At 41.9% G+C, this 20,634-nt stretch carries 20 protein-coding genes and 2 pseudogenes; 16 read left to right on the top strand and 6 right to left on the bottom strand.

Going from position 1 to position 20,634, the window contains the following annotated elements:
• Positions 1-85: 85 nt before the first annotated feature.
• The 5 genes from NZ043_RS30335 to NZ043_RS30315 all read left to right on the top strand — a co-directional run bounded on the left by NZ043_RS30335 (position 86) and on the right by NZ043_RS30315 (position 5,598).
• Positions 86-1,360 (top strand): extracellular solute-binding protein, encoded by a 1,275-nt coding sequence (locus tag NZ043_RS30335; protein ID WP_339309987.1) that lies wholly within the window; start codon positions 86-88, stop codon positions 1,358-1,360.
• Positions 1,361-1,363: 3 nt separating this feature from the next.
• Positions 1,364-2,236, top strand: coding sequence for a sugar ABC transporter permease (locus tag NZ043_RS30330; RefSeq protein ID WP_017687487.1), 873 nt, complete (start codon positions 1,364-1,366; stop codon positions 2,234-2,236).
• A gap of 49 nt (positions 2,237-2,285) precedes the next feature.
• Positions 2,286-3,101, top strand: a complete 816-nt coding sequence (locus tag NZ043_RS30325; RefSeq protein WP_017687488.1) for a carbohydrate ABC transporter permease — start codon at positions 2,286-2,288, stop codon at positions 3,099-3,101.
• Positions 3,102-3,214: 113 nt separating this feature from the next.
• Complete coding sequence (locus tag NZ043_RS30320) at positions 3,215-4,432, top strand: MFS transporter (RefSeq protein ID WP_133385462.1); 1,218 nt, start codon at positions 3,215-3,217, stop codon at positions 4,430-4,432.
• A 278-nt stretch (positions 4,433-4,710) separates the two neighbouring features.
• The gene (locus NZ043_RS30315) at positions 4,711-5,598 is read left to right on the top strand and encodes a cell wall hydrolase (protein WP_256332217.1); all 888 of its coding nucleotides are present in this window, start codon (positions 4,711-4,713) and stop codon (positions 5,596-5,598) included.
• Between the two features lie 121 nt (positions 5,599-5,719).
• Here the strand turns inward: NZ043_RS30315 and NZ043_RS30310 are convergent, their stop codons facing one another.
• The 4 genes from NZ043_RS30310 to NZ043_RS30295 form a co-directional block, all read right to left on the bottom strand.
• Positions 5,720-6,430, bottom strand: coding sequence for an ABC transporter permease (locus NZ043_RS30310; RefSeq protein ID WP_339309986.1), 711 nt, complete (start codon positions 6,428-6,430; stop codon positions 5,720-5,722).
• Complete coding sequence (locus NZ043_RS30305) at positions 6,427-7,272, bottom strand: ABC transporter ATP-binding protein (RefSeq protein WP_339309985.1); 846 nt, start codon at positions 7,270-7,272, stop codon at positions 6,427-6,429. The genes NZ043_RS30310 and NZ043_RS30305 overlap by 4 nt, the downstream gene beginning before the upstream one ends.
• Positions 7,273-7,410: 138 nt before the next feature.
• Positions 7,411-8,346: a LytTR family transcriptional regulator DNA-binding domain-containing protein gene (locus NZ043_RS30300; protein WP_339309984.1), complete on the bottom strand. Its 936-nt coding sequence runs from the start codon at positions 8,344-8,346 to the stop codon at positions 7,411-7,413.
• 318 nt (positions 8,347-8,664) lie between these two features.
• Positions 8,665-9,435 (bottom strand): hypothetical protein, encoded by a 771-nt coding sequence (locus NZ043_RS30295; protein ID WP_339309983.1) that lies wholly within the window; start codon positions 9,433-9,435, stop codon positions 8,665-8,667.
• A gap of 400 nt (positions 9,436-9,835) precedes the next feature.
• Here NZ043_RS30295 and NZ043_RS30290 point away from each other — a divergent pair, with 400 nt between their 5' ends.
• The 6 genes from NZ043_RS30290 to yaaA all read left to right on the top strand — a co-directional run bounded on the left by NZ043_RS30290 (position 9,836) and on the right by yaaA (position 14,049).
• Positions 9,836-10,510 (top strand): hypothetical protein, encoded by a 675-nt coding sequence (locus NZ043_RS30290; RefSeq protein WP_339309982.1) that lies wholly within the window; start codon positions 9,836-9,838, stop codon positions 10,508-10,510.
• A gap of 132 nt (positions 10,511-10,642) precedes the next feature.
• Entirely contained in the window at positions 10,643-11,002 is a 360-nt protein-coding gene (locus NZ043_RS30285; protein ID WP_339309981.1) for a hypothetical protein, read from the top strand.
• A gap of 63 nt (positions 11,003-11,065) precedes the next feature.
• Positions 11,066-11,347 (top strand): DUF3139 domain-containing protein, encoded by a 282-nt coding sequence (locus NZ043_RS30280; protein ID WP_339309980.1) that lies wholly within the window; start codon positions 11,066-11,068, stop codon positions 11,345-11,347.
• 120 nt (positions 11,348-11,467) lie between these two features.
• Complete coding sequence (locus NZ043_RS30275) at positions 11,468-11,908, top strand: hypothetical protein (RefSeq protein WP_339309979.1); 441 nt, start codon at positions 11,468-11,470, stop codon at positions 11,906-11,908.
• Positions 11,909-12,204: 296 nt separating this feature from the next.
• The gene (locus NZ043_RS30270; RefSeq protein ID WP_249913434.1) at positions 12,205-13,083 is read left to right on the top strand and encodes a prohibitin family protein; all 879 of its coding nucleotides are present in this window, start codon (positions 12,205-12,207) and stop codon (positions 13,081-13,083) included.
• A gap of 213 nt (positions 13,084-13,296) precedes the next feature.
• Positions 13,297-14,049 (top strand): peroxide stress protein YaaA, encoded by a 753-nt coding sequence (gene yaaA, locus NZ043_RS30265; protein ID WP_339309978.1) that lies wholly within the window; start codon positions 13,297-13,299, stop codon positions 14,047-14,049.
• A 654-nt stretch (positions 14,050-14,703) separates the two neighbouring features.
• Here the strand turns inward: yaaA and NZ043_RS30260 are convergent.
• Positions 14,704-15,462, bottom strand: a complete 759-nt coding sequence (locus NZ043_RS30260; protein ID WP_339309977.1) for an SDR family oxidoreductase — start codon at positions 15,460-15,462, stop codon at positions 14,704-14,706.
• A gap of 213 nt (positions 15,463-15,675) precedes the next feature.
• On the opposite strand from NZ043_RS30260, the gene NZ043_RS30255 reads away from it, so the two are divergent.
• Complete coding sequence (locus tag NZ043_RS30255) at positions 15,676-16,563, top strand: AraC family transcriptional regulator (RefSeq protein WP_339309976.1); 888 nt, start codon at positions 15,676-15,678, stop codon at positions 16,561-16,563.
• Between the two features lie 372 nt (positions 16,564-16,935).
• Here the strand turns inward: NZ043_RS30255 and NZ043_RS30250 are convergent, their stop codons facing one another.
• Positions 16,936-17,502, bottom strand: a complete 567-nt coding sequence (locus NZ043_RS30250; RefSeq protein WP_091028718.1) for a DUF4879 domain-containing protein — start codon at positions 17,500-17,502, stop codon at positions 16,936-16,938.
• Between the two features lie 608 nt (positions 17,503-18,110).
• Here NZ043_RS30250 and NZ043_RS30245 point away from each other — a divergent pair.
• The 4 genes and pseudogenes from NZ043_RS30245 to NZ043_RS30230 all read left to right on the top strand — a co-directional run.
• Positions 18,111-18,371, top strand: a pseudogene (locus NZ043_RS30245) (WXG100 family type VII secretion target); the annotation flags it as partial.
• Positions 18,372-18,902: 531 nt separating this feature from the next.
• Positions 18,903-19,310 (top strand): annotated as a pseudogene (locus NZ043_RS30240) (hypothetical protein); the annotation flags it as partial.
• Positions 19,311-19,336: 26 nt separating this feature from the next.
• The gene (locus NZ043_RS30235) at positions 19,337-19,717 is read left to right on the top strand and encodes a hypothetical protein (RefSeq protein ID WP_111618892.1); all 381 of its coding nucleotides are present in this window, start codon (positions 19,337-19,339) and stop codon (positions 19,715-19,717) included.
• A 364-nt stretch (positions 19,718-20,081) separates the two neighbouring features.
• Positions 20,082-20,414 (top strand): hypothetical protein, encoded by a 333-nt coding sequence (locus tag NZ043_RS30230; protein ID WP_339309975.1) that lies wholly within the window; start codon positions 20,082-20,084, stop codon positions 20,412-20,414.
• Positions 20,415-20,634 lie beyond the last annotated feature (220 nt).

Below are 20,634 nucleotides of genomic sequence, written 5' to 3'. Positions count from 1 at the left end.
ATCGGAAGATGGTACTGCACTCGGAGTGCCCCGTGTAAAAACTTTTGTGCAACTTACATCAATCATCCTCAGGAGGTCGTCTTTCATGAAAAAAAATAAAAAATTAATCCTGCCGCTTGTCATTATGCTGGTGATGTCCATCCTGCTGTCAGCTTGCGGCGGCGGGGATAACGCGTCATCTGGTGAGAACGGCTCCTCGGGTTCAGGTAAAGTTACGATCAGCTTCATGCACTGGCGTGGAGAAGATGTGGAAGCACTGAACAAGAGCATTGACGCATTTGAGACAGCAAATCCGAACATTAAAGTGGAGATGCAGACACTGCCTTCCGATCAATATCAGTCCACCGTACAATCCAAAATCAGTGACGGTTCGGTAGGGGATGTATTTGCTTCCTTCCCGGGTGCACAGTTTGAAGCCTTCACCAAAGCCGGCTTGTTCACGGATCTGACTGGATCCTCGTTCTTGTCGGCCTACAATTCGAAGCTGATTGAATCAGGACAGCATGATGGCAAGCAATATGCGATCCCGTATCAACTCGTATATAACGATCCTATCTATAACGTAAAACTGTTTGAACAATATGGCTTGACGCCACCGACCGATTGGGAAGGTTTCCTGGCACTTTGCCAGAAGCTAAAAGACAATGGCATCATTCCGATTGCCTTTGCCGGAGCGGACATTGGCCCAGGGCAATTCATGAATACGATGGTGATGAACAATGCACCAAGTGACGACATTTTTACCAAAGTGGAAGCTGGCGAAGCTAAACTAACGGATGAGTTCTGGGTGAAAACGTTGACTCAAATCAAGGAACTGAACGATAAAGGGTACTTCCAGCAAGATGCACTGGGCACGAAGGACCCTGCGGCTGGCGCACTGTTTATTCAAGAAAAAGCAGCGATGCTGGCAAGTGGATCGTATCAATTAGCTCAGAACAAACAGCAGAATCCAAATCTGGAGCAAAAACTGCTTGCACCGATTACCGTAAGCGCAGATCAAGCGAAGTATGAAGGAGTGCATACGACCACATTCATGCTCGCCGTGAACAGCAAGTCAAAACATCCGGAAGAAGCGAAGAAGTTCCTCGAATTCCTTAGCAATCCCGATGTAGCGAGTGACTATGCCAACCAAACGGGACAGAATGTAACGGTGAATGATGTGAAGTACGATACGCCTGAGCTTCAGGTAGCCGGAGAATGGGCGAGCAAAAAGACCGTGTTCCAGCCACGGTTCACCATCCTGAACGGAGATAATCAAAAAGCAGTAACCAACTCCATCCAGGCTGTACTGAGCGGCACTTCTCCAGAAGAAGCAGCACAGCAGGCACAAGCGATCATTGATCAGCATATCGGGAAATAAACGATGAAAAACCGTCTTCAGCTATCCCTGTTTCTGATCCCTGGGTTGCTGCTGTACGTTGGATTGTTCGTATTTCCTACATTGACGGGGCTGTTCTATTCCTTTACGGATTGGGACGGGGTATCCCCGTCGTATGCATTTGTAGGGCTGGATAATTACAAGGACAGTCTCAGCAGCATCGTATTCCGCAAAGCCTTTGGCAACAACGTGGAGTTTATGTTAACGGTTGTTATTGCACAAACCTTTATTTCACTTGTCCTGGCCCTGCTCCTGGTACGCAATACCAAGACACGCATTGTGCTTCGGGCATTGTATTTCCTGCCTGCGATTCTGTCCTCCGTATCGGTCGGACTGATCTGGGCATTTATGTATGATCCATCCATTGGATTGATCAACTATGGACTGAATGAAGCCGGGATGAGCAGCATCGCTCGTAACTGGATTGGTGATCCCAAGATCGCCATCTATTCCATCGCTGCGGTACAAGTCTGGGCCCATGCTGGACAGATGATGATTGTATTCATCGCAGGTCTGCAAGGTATTCCGGCAGAACTTTATGAAGCGGCTCGTATGGACGGCGGCAGCAAATGGCAGGTATTCCGTACCGTGACCTGGCCGCTGCTGGCACCTTCGGCAACGATTGTTGTGGCCTACACGACCATTCAGTCGTTCAAGGCATTTGACCTCATTTTTACAATGACGGACGGAGGCCCGAACTACGCAACTGAAATTTTGACAACATATATCTATCATACCGCCTTTGGCAGCTATTCATTTGGTCTGGCTTCTGCCGGTTCCATGATCTTCCTGGTGTTGCTCGCGCTCTTGACGCTGTTGCAGTTCAAGGCACTACGCGCTGACCGGGTGAGCTATTGAGGTTGATGTTGGAGCATTCATCCTGCAATCGAGGCAGAAGGGAGTTCACATGTTTTTAAAATGGTTCAATCGCCTGATCTTATTGGTGTACGCGCTGCTGATTCTGGTGCCGCTGTACTTTGTATTTGTATCCTCGTTCAAAACAAGCAGCAACTTCTTCACCAGTCCATTCAGCTGGCCGGACCCGTTTACGTGGGATAACATCACTGGCATGTTCCGCAATCAGCCGATGTGGCAATATTTCGGAAACAGTCTGGTCGTGACGCTTGGTACGGTTGCCATTGAGTTATTGCTGAGTAGCATGATTGCTTACGCCATTGTCCGCTGGGGCGGCAGTGTAGGCAAAATCGTGTTTGCTCTGTTCGTAGCCGGTCTGATCGTTCCTTCCCAGGTGAGTATGCTGCCGATCTATTCCCTTACGCGTACCCTCGGCTGGTCGGATAGTTTGACAGGCCTGATTGTGGTATCTGCAGCGATGCTGATGCCTGTCTCTGTGTTCATGCTGACAGGTTTCATGCGCATGCTTAATTCGGAGATTCTGGAAGCGGGCAGTATGGATGGAGCAAGTGAATGGAGGCTCTATACCCGGATTGCACTGCCACTGGCTGCACCTTCGCTGGCGGCAACGGCTACGTTCCTGCTCGTCATGGTATGGAATGATTTGCTTATTCCGATGCTGATGCTCAGCAGTAAGTCCAAGCTCACGTTACCGCTCGCGCTTATGCAGTTTCGAGGGGAATACGTGACGAACTATCCGATGATGCTTACGGGGGTGCTGGTAACGGCCATTCCGATGATTGTGCTGTTCCTTCTACTCCAGCGTTACTTTGTTGCAGGCCTGACAGCGGGTTCACTCAAGGGGTGAGGTATCGCAGAAATCGGAAGGAAAAGCTTATTTTGCATTGATTTCTGGAGCATTCTGCATAATAATGATTTAGTGTCAGAATGACTACATAGAGATCAAGGGAGCTATAAGTGATGAGCAAACTGGAAGTATTGCGGAATCCCAAGCAGCGCAAGCTGCTGTTCAGTGCCGGCATGAGCTGGCTGTTTGATGCGATGGAAGTTGGCATGATCTCCTTTATCGTGGCTGCACTCGCCAAGGAATGGAGTCTCAGTCCCGGACAAGTCGGCGTGCTTACGAGTATTAACTCGATCGGTATGGCGCTAGGTGCTTTGCTTGCAGGTGCACTTGCGGACCGTTTTGGACGGAAGGCCATTCTGATGTGGACCTTGTTAATCTTTACGATTGCAAGCGGTCTGTCTGCATTGGCGACTGGATTTGCGGTATTGTGTGCACTGCGTCTGGTTGCGGGTATTGGACTTGGCGGAGAGTTACCCGTGGCATCCACACTGGTATCGGAGTCGATGCCTACAGCGGAACGTGGACGTGCCGTTGTATTATTGGAAAGTTTCTGGGCAGGGGGCTGGATTGTATCAGCGCTCATTGCCAACTTTGTCATCCCGGAGTACGGATGGAGAATTGCCTTTGCCATTGGTGCACTTCCGGCGTTCTATGCACTGTATCTGCGTCGTGCCATTCAGGACCCGCCGCGGTATAAGAATCATACCAAGCTTCATAAAATCACGTTCCGCGAGAAAGTCGCTACCGTCTGGTCAGCACCACATCGCCGTACAACGTTGATGCTCTGGATTTTGTGGTTTACCGTCATTTTCTCTTATTATGGAATGTTCCTGTGGCTGCCTTCGGTTGTAATGGCAAAAGGATTTACGTTGGTTAAAAGCTTCCAGTACGTGCTGATCATGACGATTGCACAGTTGCCAGGTTACTTCACCGCAGCGTACTTCATTGAACGTTACGGTCGCAAATTCGTATTGGTTGTGTATCTTACCTTGACTGCATGCAGTGCGATTGCGTTCGGACTGGCAACAACCGAAGCGACGATCTTGGCCGCAGGAATCTGTCTATCCTTCTTCAATCTGGGAGCCTGGGGTGGTCTGTACGCCTACAGCCCGGAATTGTATCCGACTTCTGTTCGTTCGACAGGTGTGGGTCTTGCCACATCGGTTGGCCGAATCGGTGGGGTGCTTGCTCCATTAATGGTCGGTATGCTGGTTCAGCGTGAAGTGGCAATCAGCCTGATTTTCACGATTTTCTTCGTGACAATCCTCATTGGCGCAGCGGCTGTACTGTTCTGGGGCCGGGAAACGAAGGGTCAGGAACTGGCCGAGTAATTGTCAATAAATACAACGCAACTTTTGTACGGGTCTGCCTGCCTACGGAAATAACGGGTTGGACAATCGGTATAAGGTTGATACAAGAAGGGGCATGACCATGGTGTGACCATGGGCTCATGCCTCTTTTTGTTATGTTCAGCGTCGTTTTTTCACTGCGTCATCGGTCCGATAGACTTCATTTTTTCTATATCCTATAATGACACTCGGGATGTAGAGCCGTGAGGATTCAGGAGGAAGATGTGGGATCTGGATTCAGAAAAGTGGAGGTTAATGGAATGATGAAGAACAATATTGGAATGGATCAACCGAATGAAATGAATGAAAAGAATATGATAATTGAATTAGATAGCGTGAGTGAGATGAAAGAGATGAAGGTGGTTAGCCATATGAACAGTAATGAACGCACTACAGTTGATAGCACGAATGAGGGGGTAGATCTGTTAACGATTGCTGACAACATGGAGCCTATCACTGTCAGTCGGAAAGTCACTCATGGAAAGGGGAAAATGGCTGGCAAAAGAGCAGGGCGGGTCAGCATGCTCCTCGGTGCCTGCGCATTGACTCTGGGATTGACCGTGGCAGCTCCTTCTGCGGGAGCACAGAAGTTGGAACAGGGCGTTCGTAGCGAGCATGTGCTGCAATTGCAGGAGCAATTAAGCGATCTGGGCTACTTCAATGCTGGAATGACTGGATATTACGGTACCATTACCAAAGGCGCTGTCCGCAAGTTCCAACAGGCGCAGGGACTGAGTGCAGACGGCGTTGCAGGTCCGGCGACACTGAACAGGCTGAACAAAAAGGCCAAAGCCGAAGGCGAGACACTGCGCCAGCTGGCGAAGCTGATCCACGGTGAAGCTCGCGGGGAATCTTTTGAAGGGCAAGTTGCTGTAGGAGCGGTTGTGTTGAATCGAGTGCATTCGAGTGAATTCCCGTCGTCTATTTCGAAAGTTATTTTCCAGAAAGGGCAGTTCACGGCTATAGACGATGGCCAGTTTAATACCAAGCCAACCCAGACCTCTTACAGGGCTGCTCGCAAAGCTTTGAATGGCGCTGATCCGACGAACGGAGCGCTCTATTATTACAATCCGAAGATTGCCACTTCGGTGTGGAGTAAGAGCAGGCCGACGCTTCTGACCATTGGGCAGCATGATTTTACGAGATGAGTTAAGTTGAGCTAGGTAGTGTAACATTTGAAATGGTAATGGTGAACCTCGGCTGTACGCTGCTGAATGCAGACGTGTACCGGGGTTTGTTTTATATTTTGGTTGTGTAGGCGAGGAGTGGCTACTCATCCTTTAACCGCCGTTGATACAAAATAACAGACACAATCGTTAATACAACCGTCCATATCAAAATAATGAGGAGAGGTTTAAATAGGTCTCCAAATGTAAAGCCTGCGTTGGGTATATTTAGCAAATTCACAAGTTGAATGCTTGGTGTATAATCCAGCATTTTAAAAATCGGGAAATCTCCAAACAAGATTGTTGCAACAGGAGGAGCAGAAAATACCATTGCTGCAGGAATGATTGATAATGAAGCTTCAAGGACCGTTTTAGAGAATAAACCACATATCGTTCCTACTGCTGTGTATAGAATTATGGAAAGAATGATTGCAATTGCAAATGCCCATATACTAGCTGGTTCATAGCCTAATATATACGTAGCAATAGCCAGAACAACAGCAGACATGACAAAGACTAAGGTACTTTTACCAACTAATACATCCATCGTTGTGGCTGGAGTCATCATTAATGATCGTAAGGTGTTACGTTCCTTTTCTTCCGCGATCAAACATGCTTGTGCGAAAGAGGTTAAGAGCACAAACGAAATATTTAGAAGAAAACCTATTGCCCCAGGGAAAGAAGGGCCGGCAGTGCGAAAAAGAAATGCGAATAGAATCGGGACAAGCAACATGATGGAAATGCCATAATTGCGTGAAAACTCTTTGTAGTCCTTTACAAATATTGCTCGCGCACGTTTTAACGAGATACTCATAGCAGTTCACCTCCTGTCACTTTAATAAAGATATCCCCTAAACTTGGCTCTTTCGATCCCAATCGTTCGATTAAGCCTCGCTTCATCCAATCGGCAATTTGCTCAGCCGTTCCTTCATTGATCGGGAGCTCGTAGGTTTCCCCGTTTACCAATTCCACACAAATGACGTTTTCCCGATGCTGTTTTCTAAGCGCCTTAGGTGAGCCAATGGCTTGGATTACTCCTTGATACAAGATCGCTACACGGTCACATAACAATTCTGCTTCTGACATATCGTGTGTCGTTAGAAAAATTGTTGTCCCTTTCTCTTTTAAGTAGCGTAAGCCTTTATAAATATGGGCCGAGTTTACCGGATCTAATGCTGAAGAAGGTTCATCCAAAAACAATAACTCAGGCTCATGAATAATTGCACATGCCAGCATGACACGCTGACGCATCCCTTTCGATAAGTGGATGACTTTCTTTTTGCGTTCTTCGCTTAAGTTTACAAACTGCAATACAGTATCGATCGAAGTTTTAGGAAGGTCATATAATTGGCGATACAACTCCAGATTTTCATCTATCGATAATCTTTCATATAGACCACTGTTATCTGACAAAATACCAAAGCGCACCTTCTGTGCAGACTGATGCATCATCGCCACTGGCTGGTTAAATACAGTTGCCTGTCCACTTGTCGGATTTAATTGCGCAGTTAAAATCTTAATTAAAGTCGTTTTTCCAGAACCACTTGGACCCAGGAAACCCAAAATTTCGCCTTTCGGAATTGAAAAAGATACTTCTGATAATGCATTCTTATTTCCAAATCTCTTTCGAATACGTTCTACTCGGATAACATCCATGCATATCACTTCCTTGGAGTTGATGACTTAAGCATATAAAGATTACATGCCTCCAACCATCAAAATCCGCCGAAATGTAGCTGTTAACGGCTGAATGGTACCATTAATTGCTGGATAGATTCGATATTTCCCCGGAAATCAAATATTAAGATGTGTTTTTAATTCTTGTAATTTTGAACGAGATAACGGAACAGTCGCATCTTGTCCTGTATTTAAACGCAAGCTGTAGCTATTCTTCGTCCATGTAATAATCTCTCTTACCTTCTGTAGATTAACAATATACGATCGATGACATCTAAAGAATCCGAAGTTAAACAATCTCTGCTCGAGCTCGGTTAGCGTCAGCGCACAGACAAAACTTTCTCCACCTACATGGACAAGAACTGAACCATCCATACTTTCTATGTAATCAATTTCAGGCGGATTAAATAAAATTACTTTGTCATTTTTTTTTGTATAAATCTTCTGCAGGGTTATATTGGCTCGATCTTGTTCCTGCACTGCTTGCTTATCCTCTTCTGAATCACGAATATCCAATAGATGAAATCCGGATTCATTCAGACGATAAATTGATTCACAGGAAATCATGGCATCTTCTAGATTAGAAGTTAAAATTAAAATCTGTATTTGTTTCGAAAGATCATCTAAAATCCGTTTAAACTGGCGCCGGTCTTGTTCTTCCAAATAAAAATAGGGCTCCTCCAGTACGAGTGTAGGCTGATGTGCAAAATAAACGCGTAGCAACGTCACATACATCCTTTTTGATGGGCTTAGATGCTTGATTTTTACCTTCCATTCTTCTTTCAAAGCGAAATAATCCAATAACATAGTAGCACGATCATTCCGCTCTGTTACGTTGATCAGAAAAGTGATTAATTCTTCCACCGTTAATTGTGTATACTCGTTTTGTTGAGCTCGAAGTATGTAATATTGGGAACGATCCTGTAGTTGATTCATTAAAACTTGCTTTCGCTTCAAGTCCGTTATAATGCCAATTGATTGGTTACATGCCATATTTAATTCAATTTTGGGTAAAAATAGTTCACCATCATGATACACTGGTTGAAATTGCATCTTGTCCTCCTGGTCATCACTGATTTTGGATAATATGTAACAATTATAATGTTGAAGTTATTTTTTGTCAGCTTCAATTGAGATGATTTAGATCCTCGATCAAGCATATGAATAACGAGCCTCCAGCAATCGGTTGGACGTAGCAGCATTGCATACGAAAAGGGATACTATGGATATATAAACAAAAAAACCACTCCAAATGAATGAGCTGCACCCCAATTGTTAGACACAACTACCAATTGGAGGTGCAGTTCAATGAATTAGAATGGTTTTTAGAGTAATAGTTTTGTCATAATGTGCGATGGAGCTGTGTTTACACTACTCTTGAACAGCAAAAGGAATTTTCAACAAAGTGGGCTCTACAATGGTTTTTCCAGTATCATAGTCATAGACTTTGTTGAACACAAGTTCAATGGATTCCAACTTATCAGGATCATCGGTATATACCAAACCGTAATTCGTATTATCAATAACTACGCCATCATACTGATTATAGACATATGATTTTCTCATAAAATTGCGATCTGCGGAGATCGGCTTTCCCGTGTTTGGATGAACGGAGTTTAAGCCGTAAAAACCGATATTCTGATCCGTAGTATTTTCAACAGTGTAGAGAATATTAATATAAGTGATCTTGGAACCGATATCTTCTCGATTTAGAATGGAAATGTTTTTCTGTGAATCCTCAGGAATGTCACTGGCCTCTAATAATTGGGCATGAACAATATGAATGGTTAGTGGGCCACGTTCAAAACGTGTATTCAGAGGCACTGACTTTAGTAATTTCAGATTCCCGCCATAATCAAATATTCCTGTATCGCCAGGTTTGGATAGGATCGGTGACACAACACTTTCAAATAGCCTGTTCTGAAGACTGCTGGCGGCCTGCTCGAATTGATCTAGTTCTGGCTCCCATCCATTATAATTGCGTTCGGACCGGAAAGGTTCTAAACCGGTTTCCATGACTTGTTCGGGAGAAGCATCCATAGGCTTTATTTGGTTGATTTCTAGTTGTGTAGAAGTGGCATAATTTGAGCTGCCTGAGCTGCCCAGAAGTGCGATAGCGAGCATTAATTGAACAATAAACATAGGATGAGACACCCTTTCTCTCTAACAATATAATTAAATAAGATCATCAACCCACCTAGTTGTTATCTGAAAATAATATGACCTGATATGGTATTGGTGGAATAGATTTACGGTCAAAGTAATAATAATCATAGCAAAATGGAGCATTGAGATAATGAGAATAACGACCTAACTTCAGGTAATAGATGATTGACGAGTGGATATAGTGATTTAGATATAAGGACCCATGCGACAAAGTGGGAATTTCTGTTCGATAAGGACCAGGGCTGGTTATGAGTGGATACATAGAACCATTTTAAAAGAATAAAAATGAAATTTATTGGAGGAACAGATCGAACAGATTCAACAGGCTGGATCGGTTGTGTTAGAATATAGTAATTATGGAAGTTGGAGGATTGCAGTGGGAATACATAAAGAGTTAAGTCAAATTAGAGCTGAAAACCAATCCACTACAAAACAAAAAGCTTTTTCAATTGTCAGTGCGATAACGATCGGAGTGATTTTAGGTTTAGCGGCAAAGCTTGTGGATGCTCAGGGGATTAACCCCATATTTGACGATATTGGTGGGCGTCTAGGTATTTGGATTTTTGTTGCCACACTCATATCAGTTATTAGTTATTCTCCTAAACTAGCAGCAGTAAAGGTATTCTTCTTTTTTGTGTCGCTGCTAACTGTTTATTATCTATACACCGTGTTTTTTCTGCATTTCGTTCCAATGAAAGAAATTATTTTTTGGGGGATGTGTGCAGTAGCGTCTCCGGTATGTGCTTATGTGATGTGGTATGCACGTGGCAATGGATCTGTACCTAGTCTAGTTTTATCCCTTCCAATCACAGCTCTACTGTCCGAAGGGTATCAATTGCGTGACGCTTACTTGCCCGAGAATACTCATTACTATTTGATCCCAATACTTATGGGAATATATCTAATCATGGTCATTGTTTTATTATTTTTTGTTCCTACGAGCAGACATAAATTTTTCATTATACTACCAATATCTATAATGTTGTCTTTCATAATGATATATTTTAATGTTCTGGGGCGTTTATTCGGTGGCTTGAACGTAGTGTTATAAATCACTTTAGAGATTGTCATACAAATGCGACAGTCTTTTTTACAATAGTATATTTGCTTGTGTCAAAGTCTGGTTCGTCCTGTGTTGCCATAACAGGATTAACATATGAAATTCATAATAAAGGGGATTTATATGAAAAGAGTATCGTTTTTTTTGCTTTTTCTTCTTCTATTGACAGCATCCGCTTGTTCAAACAAAGTCACTTCATATACAGGAGAGAGTGAGAATTGGCGTGTCTCATGTACAGTTCAAAGTAATAGCGATGGAGCAAGCTATGAATATGAAATTAGGTACTTAGGAGATAATCCTTCATTAATTGAAAAAGTTAAAACCAAATTTATGAGCGAAAATATTCATTCTACAGGAGAAGTTCCTTTTAATACTGTGATCAGAGGAAAAGCTGAAGGGATTTCCCCATTTTTGGATGAGGATGAATTTATAGTTCAGATTGATTGGGAAGGAAACTCGGAAAAGATAGTGGTTACCAAATGATGGTGATAATAAGCGGGAATATTAATAGAATTACAAACTACAGGCTAAAGTGAGGTGAATAAAATGAGATTTCTAAAGGGAGCATTGATTGTAATTGCACTAATAGTTGTAGCTTCAGTCACATGGTATGGCTCCTATAAGAATGATATGAAGGAGCTTGAAGATGGTTTAAGAACGTATTTAATCGTTGAAAAGGGTATGGATGAACATGATATCATTAGCATCACTGCTCGTCGCAGTAAAATGCCACAGTATCCTGTAGTCGTCAAATTAAAGGACAATCCACAGGAAGTTGTATACACCTACAGAGAAGAGCAATGGATGCAACTATGGCCTGATCCATAATTCTTCAATGGTATGTTCTGATATTGTCCGGTTTTATGGAGTGTTACGTCCGGATGGAGTTTAGACAAAAAAATCAATCTTTGGATTATATCCATATACAGACTAAAGGGAAATGATTAAATGAATATAGGAGATATTGAGAAATTACCAGATAGGTTACCTACAGAAGTTTTACTGTCTTTGTTCAGGAATGTTTTAAAAGATTTTAAAAATAAGATTCTTGATAAAAAAGTTTTTCTGTCCATCCTATCCGAATTAACAGATCGACAGATCATGACTTATGAGCTTTTAGAGGATAGAACTAGAAATGAAATGGATGTCTTAATGAGAAAGTTATGGAATACTGATTCCTACGAAGATGTAGACATCATACTCTCTATTGTTGTTAACCTTGGTTTAAAGAATTGTTTTATTAAAATTAAAGAGTCTATAAGTGAAGAAGATAATATAGATTTAATAATTTTAAACGAGATTAAAGAGACAATTTTGGAGGTTGGAGATCATATTTCCAATCCATATTATGATTTAGAAAGATTAAACTCACCTAAAAATGAGTTGTAAATGATAAGAAGTAGTAACCTATGATATAAATTATTAGTACTTCAAGCTCTAAACATCCTTGAAACCTAATACCAATTTACAAAGTATATATAAAAGAGGATATAATTAGTTACCATTTATAAATTTGTACTCGGTTACATCCATAGAGGGGAGGACGAATATGCCATTTATTGGGGGAATCATTTTAATTTTTATCCTAGCATTTATTCTATGGGCATTAATGATCCCGCTATTCAATAAAATAGGTAGTAGAATTCTGAAGAAATACAATAAATTCAAACAAGAGGAGAATGTTGATGAAAAATTCAAAGACGTTTAGGGTAGGAGCGATCACGGTGGCATTGGTTATTATTGTGGGAGCGCTACTGGTGACCTTCTTTGTCACACGAATTCCTAACGGATATGTTGGGGTCGTATATTCACCCAATGGAGGGGTAAAAGATAGTACACTGAGTCAAGGGTGGAAACTGGTTGGAGCGTTTGATAAAGTAACGAAATATCCGATCCGAATTCAAACGGTGGAATACAGAGACATTCAGATTGCAACTTCTGACGGAAAAAACATCACCATTGATTTTGCTTACAACTACCAGGTAGAACCAAGTAAAGTATCTTCTATATTCAATACATTTGGGCCAATTAGCATTCAAGAAATTGAGGATACATATCTCAAAACACGTTTCCGTGACGCAGCCCGTAAAGGAATTTCCAAGTTTACAGTCATTGATGTGTATGGTGAAAAGTCATCTGAGGCAGGCGTCGATGTGCAACAACGTTTCTCTGATGACGTTAAAGAGTTAGGTTTTATTGTATCCAACGTTACTGTAGGTGTTCCTCAACCTGATGCCAAGACTCAGGAAGCAATCGATAAGCGTGTCGAAGCTTCTCAAGAACTGGAACGTAAAACGACGGAACTCGAGATCGCCAAGAAAGAAGCAGAGCGCAAGCGCGTGGAAGCACAAGGTAATGCAGACAAACTATTGATCGAAGCAGAAGGTCAAGCTAAAGCCAACAAAGAGCTTCAACAATCCTTATCGAGTCAACTCGTTGAATATGAAACCATCAAGAAATGGGATGGAGCCCTTCCATATGTAAGTGGGTCAAATACGCCAATGATTCAATTGCCGACTACAAAAACAGAGCAAAATAGCAGCGCGGGGAGCGTATCTCCCTAATAGCGGTTTGAAATGCGAGCCTTGCTTTCTCACCAATCAAATTGTTGAATTCGAATGAACAAGCCGGTCCAATCTTGGGCTGACTTGTTCATTTTTGAGTCTTTACAAAGGTATCATGAGGATTTAGTTAAGCCTTGGCATTGGATTCGCCTGTCCAATCCTGTACAATGGATAACGACTAAAACAACGGTAGATTAAGGATGGATCAGCACGATGAGAATTATCATATCACCAGCTAAAAAGATGAAGATCGATACAGACCTTATGGCTATCGCGCAGATGCCGCAATTTATAAACGAGTCAGAACAGCTATTGAGTCTGCTTCAAAAGTTATCCTATGACGAACTCAAAGCGATGTGGAAGTGTAACGATGCAATCGCCGAACAGAACGTGGAGCGGATTCAGAATATGAATATAAAAGCAAATCTGACACCAGCAATCTATTCCTACGAAGGCATTCAGTATCAATATATGGCACCAGGTGTTTTTCAAGATGAGGAACTGGCGTATCTTCAGCAGCATTTACGTATATTATCCGGTTTTTATGGCATGTTGCGGCCTTTGGATGGGGTAACTCCTTATCGGTTGGAGATGCAGGGCAAGCTGCAAGGTCCGGGCTTCAAAACGCTCTATCAATTCTGGGGCAGCAAACTCGCAGATCAGCTTGAGTCGGAAAGCAATTGTATTCTGAATTTGGCTTCCAAAGAATATAGCAAAAACATCACGCCTTTTCTGAGCGAGGAAACTCGCTTTATCACTTGTGTATTTGGACAAATGGTTGATGGGAAGATTGTTGAAAAGGCAACCCGGGCCAAAATGGCTAGAGGTGAGATGGTACGATATATGGCAGAGCGTAAAATTACAGATGTGAAGGATGTAAGAAACTTTGATCGGTTAGAGTTTGTTTTTTCAGAAGAGAAATCGGATGAGAGTACGTATGTGTTTATATATACAGAGGAAAAGTAGTTTGTATTATGTGAGCAGATTATAATGATAAGTGCTTTTTACTAAAAAGTCGCCATCCGGCGGCTTTTGTTGTATGCAGCAACCTTTTGGAGGATACTCTTACGAGCATCACTTACTACCGAAAATTGATTATTTAATCAGATTGATTCCAAATGTCATCGAAGTATAAAAGAAACAGTCCTTATCATTGAGGACTAAATTACTATTACCGCTTTATCATTTTTCTGGTCTATGGTTTGCGCTTGGAACCATGATGTCGACCAACGGTTACGCACTTTCGGATCCATCAACTTCCATAATAATGAACGAAAGTAGCCGTAGCGGTCTCAATACTTCTATGGAGCAGAGCGTAAAATATAGTGTGCAAATAGAAAAGGAAGACCCTTTCACAGCTTTCCCAAACCGATCTGGAGAAGTCTGTATCCGACGCATCTGATCGAATGTTTAACAAGCAAATCAAGAAATACACGAACCGGAGAGAGCAATGTAATACTACTCTTACGAAAATAAATAAGGCTCATGGCCAAACACCATGAGCTAAATAAACCAAGTATAATCGAACGTAGCAGCTAGAAAAATGTTCTATAAGCAGAGCAATATCAGTGTGGAACTCCGCAGATATGCCGTTATTCACAGCGTGTTGTCTTTACATTTTTAAAGCAAATGTCCGCCAGACACTTCAATGTCCTGAGCTGTAACCCAGCCGAAATCATCGGACAATACATTCACAATGACCTTCGCAATATCTTCGGGTTGGCCTATTCTGCCAAATACAGATTGCTCAGCCAGTGGCTTGATGAATTCGGGATGCTTATCGAATACTCCATCGCCAAAATTGCTGTGCGTAGGACCGGGAGAAACGGCGTTGACCCGAATGTTGCGAGGTGCAAGTTCTTTGGCGATATAACGAGTCCATGTGGAGAAGGCTGCTTTTAACGAACCGTAGGCAGAGTAACCTGGGAATGATTGGTTTTTGGATGAACTTGTGGTATTAACGATGGCTCCAGCATCATCCATGAATTGCACGAGGTGTTGTGTTAGAAAAACCGGTCCTTTAAAGTTCGTATTAAGAATCTTGTCGAAGTACTCTTCGCTCATCTCATTGAACATCATGGGTCCGCCAATACCTCCATTATTAACTAAGTAATCAAAAGTTGTTCTATCCCAAATGTCTTTGAGACATTTCTTAACTTCCAGGGAGAAACCTTCGAATGTTGATACTTGCGTCAGATCCAACTTCAGTGCTGCAGCCCGAACTCCATTATTCTTCTCAACTTCCTTAACGACAGCTTCTGCCCGCTCCTTATAAGAATTGTATGTGAGAATCACGCTAATTCCGCGCTTGCCCAGTTCAAGAGCCGTCGCTTTACCAATGCCATTACTTCCACCTGTTACGATTGCAATTTTCATCATATCCACCCTTTCTTGTGATCGATCTGGACTTTATTGTAGTCTCCTCTGCTGAAATTATATAGATCTAATAACACCTTATAATTGCCTAAAACCACCATGTTTAATTTTATGTAATTGTAATTTCCTTTGTTTTATATATAAGAAAAGCCTAAAAGTGCCGATTCATGTCGGTGTTGTGTTGAGGAATACAGAGTCGTCTGATAAAATAGGTGTATGAATAAAATTATGGATGAAATTATAGATTTAATGAATTATGCAGGTACTCGACCGATTGCAACGGAAGTGCCGGGGCTGAGTATGATTAAGGGAGATATACCCGCACATCAGCTTGCAGCGCTATACGAGCCGATGATTGGGTTTACGGTTCAAGGAACAAAGATTCTTTCAATCGGGGAGCGCAGTATTACCTTGGGGGGACCCTCATATTATGTTCTGCCGGTACATGTTCCCGCAACGGCGAGGGTATATCCAGACCCTAATGGCGGTCCTTACATGTCCCTTGGTCTTGCGTTGAATCAGAATGTCCTTCAAAGCTTATTAAGAGATCTGCCTGAAAATCTGATACCAACGTCATCGGAGCCGTTCGCAGCTTGTGAGATAGATATTGAATTTATGGAGGCATGGCTACGGTTATTGCGATTAACAAAGACAACAAGAGATATTCCAGCTCTTGCGCCGGCCTATGAACGCGAAATCCTATATCGTGTTCTGATGGGACCACAAGGGTGGTATTTGAGGCAACTGGGTATGCAGGAGAGTAATTTTTCGAAGATTTCTCAAATTGTAAAATGGTTTCGCGATCATTTTATGAGTCCAATAGACGTCGGCGAGATGGCATCAAAATCTGGTATGGCTATAAATACTTTTCACCGGCAGTTTAAAAGTGCAACAGGGTTAAGTCCTATTCAATTTCAAAAGCAATTAAGGCTGTTGGAGGCTAGAAACCTCATTGCATTTGAGGGTTATACAGTAGCCGGTGCCGCATATCAAGTTGGCTATCAAAGTGCCTCACAGTTTAATCGAGAATACTCCCGTTTCTTCGGTCTATCTCCAGCTCGAGATACGGAGAAACTAAGACTAATCGAAAGCGCGAGGGATTAGTTAGCTGCCTCTACTAACTTGATGGTAGTGGGGAAGCATATGGTGTATGAGAAAAGACGCAGGGATGTATATCCCTGCGCCTGATCAAGAATCAAATCCGTGTCCATCAATCCAGATTGGATAAGGGATTGAAGCCACTGCTTGTTTCCTCTGCTTTGTTCCACGCATCCTTGACTTCTTGAGACCATTCTTCAAGGTCGCCTGAGAAAATGTACTAACATAATTGTTAGCAGAAGAGGGAGCTGTCACATCCAATTTAGGTGCGATCCGATTCGTATCCGAAGCTGATGAGCCTTTGGGCTTACTTCCCGTATTCCTCATGATAGAACCAGGATAGCCAATTCCTCCAATATTCAGATTACATCCTTCCTGTTAACGAACATTAATCCAAGCGGTCCACTGTGTTGGAATGTTAATGGAATAGACCGTACCTACAAATTGTCCGCCTGTTGTATTAGGGGATTCATAAACCCAAGAATGGGCAAAAGCATCTACGACACGATCACCGTCCAGATCAATAGCTTCAGACCAGTTGTTTGTCATAGTATTGCCAGCGAGTTTGCCGTAGTGACTACTGTCATAACCGATCTGGAACGTAATACACTGAATCCAAGCCCCACCATGATCATTGGTCGTGGAGAGCGGATTGTTATTAAAGCCGTAAATTTCTTGACCGCCATTAGGAGATACAACACCATATACATTAATGTGAGATACTTTCGGAGCAGGAGCAAACAGAACTGGACCACCCGCATTATCAGCCTTTTGCGATTCAAATTCAGCCTTAGCCGCTTTCACAGCTTCACGGAATTCTTTGGAATTAATAATTTCTTCCTTTGTCAACGGTTTGGCTTGAGTCACGTCACCGTCTGCATAAGCAGCAACATTAAACGAAAGCACTAGAACAAGAATAAGAGCTAAACTAAACAATTTTCTCATAGCAATCAATTCCACCTTTCTTGTTATGGGTATTTTTTTACAAAAACATGCGGTTACGATAAATAGACCTGCTTGCAGATTAAAGCCTCGTGCCCTCCTCTCTTATGAAAATGGTAGAACTCTACAGGCTAGAAAACTCTATGAAGTAGGAATGTATATATAAAATGAATGCCTGCCAATGGTTATGTGTTGCAGACAAAATGTAAATCTCATTTATACGCATTGATATCTTAGCTATGATAGACTCTGATACCCATCTTGAAAATATAAGATTCCAAAATAGATATTTAAATTGTAATATATTCCATTTATACAAACATATAGTACCTTTATGTATCACTTTAAGTCAAGTATTTCATTAATTCTATTATTTATTAAATCATGCTGCTCATCGCAGTAAATTGCCATAGTATCCTTTAGTCGTCAAAATGAAGGACAATCCTCAGGAACAATATATACCTACAAAGAGATCCTATGGGGCTGAAGGACGGATATAAATCATTCTGAGCGTAGGTTCATGCAGTGAAATCAGGAGGTTAGGCGGATGTATTGTACTAGTACTTCTGCTAACATAGGTTAATCATATATCAGATGAGCGGTGAAAACGGATGAGTACGATTAAGGTGAATCCTGAGCAACTACATCATGTAACCAATCAGGTGGATCAGGCCAGACAACAGTTGGAGCATATTCGCAGTGAACTGACGAGACAGATCATGTTCGTTCAGATGATGTGGATTGGGGCGACGCAGGAGCGATTCTACTATGAGTTTGAACAGTCGCGTCCTATATTGGATAAAGCACTGGAGAGTATGGTGGGCATCTCCAAGGAACTCAAGGAGATCGCTACGCGATTTGAGAATGTCGATGCTGAAAAGGTGAGTCTTGGAAGTGCTGTGGGTGCGGGAGCAATGATGAAGACCTTGGGAAATGATGAGGGTCCGGAGGATAAAGGCTACCGGATGGCACCAGTCAATGTGTATGGGAAGCTGATGTGGATGCCTGTGAACGAGAATGGCGTTACGGATCAGGCTGCGCTCCAGGCATATAAGAAGGATCAGGGGCATTTGGATATCAATCGGATGCAGGCTACGGATGCTGAAGCGCCAGGGGAAGATATTTATGCGATGCAGATCAAAGCCTTCGAAAATGGGATTCATCCCTTCACAGGCGAGCCTGTATCCGATAAGTATGCTCAGATCATGTTGACTTCTCTGAAGTTCAGTCAGCTATTTATGGCATTTCAGATGGTTCGCGGGAGTATGCCGGGTGGCAAAGGGCCGTTTCGCGTACCTTCTTCTCATCCAGCTGTGGCGAAGATTAAAAAGAATTTGGAAGCGGCTGATGCAAGGAAAGGTAGTAAGATTAAGGGGACGGGTGATGTTAGACCTGTCCAAATCATTGAAAATAGATATCCAAATGAGATTCAGCAAGGAAAGAGTTTTGACTATGTTTTGAAAAATGGCCAAGTTAAGATTCGAGATGGAATTAAAGAGGTTGACTTTGTCATAGATGTAGATGGTAATTTAAATGTTGGAAGAGGACATTCTCATTTAGCAAATGGAGCTGATGTTCAAGCTGCTGGAAAACTAAAAGTCGATGCAAACGGAAATGTTAGAAGAATAACAAATGAATCAGGACACTATACACCAACAACTGAGCAAGCTAAAAAATATGAGCAGATATTCAATAGTGCTGGAATAAAGACAGAAAACGCTTGGTTAGAGATATATCAACTAGAAGTAACGAGAAGTGGTTATGTCGATATAGGGAAATTAAAGAAAGTATATTCAACTAAACTGAAATAATAGGGGGAGATATTTTGACTACTCAAATGAACGAGGTAATTTTTTCGACTAATTTATCTAAAGCCGTTGATAAGATAAAAAAGGCAAAAAACATTACGAGCGATATCGTTAAGTTTATCATAGAGCCGGTTGAGGAACAGGGGAAAATGTTAGATGGTGGCGATGAAATGATGAAACGTCTTGTGTTATCTAAAGAGAATGTTGGTGGTAAAAAACTATTGTTAGAAGATGTTGTTGGGGTTTTAGGAGGTCTTTTTCCGAAAGCTCCTATATGGATTAATGTATCTTTTATAGAAATTGAAGGAGATACCGCTATCTTCAAGCTGGAAACCAGTTTGCGTTTTAGAAAACCGACTTTATTAAGAAATGCTGAAACAGGTCATGCTCCTTTTAAAGCTATTGTATAAAGTATGTGAAGATTGTCTAATATCTTTATGGAAATTTAAGTAGAGGCTACTTAATTAGTATTGATTCATCATTCAACAAATACAGCAGATTGATCGTGGTCAATATATCACCATGATTAATCTGTTCTTTTGTTATTTTCGTTTCTTCCGGTTTATCCGTGCGTATGATTCGATTGGTGTTGAATTATGTCATCCTATCATTAATAGAAGAGAAAGAGTACATTGGGAAACAGAAAAGAAAAGTGTGTTTAACATGAGAGAAGATTTTCGAAATGTTTGCGATTTTGCACAGAAGATCGAGTTCTCAAAAGAGAAGAGTTTCCAGACTACAAATTTAGTGCTACTTTTGGAGGTGAATAAGTGCATGTCAGTCAGTGCTGTAATATATGAACCACAAAATGATTTTGAACAGAGTTGTTTCTTTGTTCCCATTGCTACGGAATCGTTTTTTAAAGAATGTTGGCAACCTGCGATTGAAGCACTCGGGTTACAATGGACAGACCTCTTTTCATCAGGTGTTGATGTAGAGGAGGAAGATGTACCGTCAATAATTGAGGAACTAATTCAAATCAAAGATTGGGCGGTAAAAAACTTAACTGAGGAAAAAAGGGATAAAATGTTTGAAAGAATAACAATTCTTCAAAATAAATTGCCCATAGCATTTCAGCGCAAAGATGCTGTTGTATTTATAGGATAGATAGGGTATTAGTCATGTTACAGTTTGATGGACTACCCAGTGCAGAGTGAATCCATCATTCAATCAATAACATAATATCTGTATAACTACTTCATCAATTGAGTTGTACGCAGGAAAAGGCTCTGGTTTCATCCCTAATTAATGTTACTCTGTTACATCGAACAGGTCGATTATGGTTAGATATCACTATGATTGCTCTGTTTTTTGTTACCTTGGTTCT

Origin of the sequence: Paenibacillus sp. FSL k6-2145 (assembly GCF_037976585.1) — a bacterium.
Classification (GTDB): domain Bacteria; phylum Bacillota; class Bacilli; order Paenibacillales; family Paenibacillaceae; genus Paenibacillus.
This window is presented reverse-complemented; position numbering and strand designations above follow the sequence as displayed.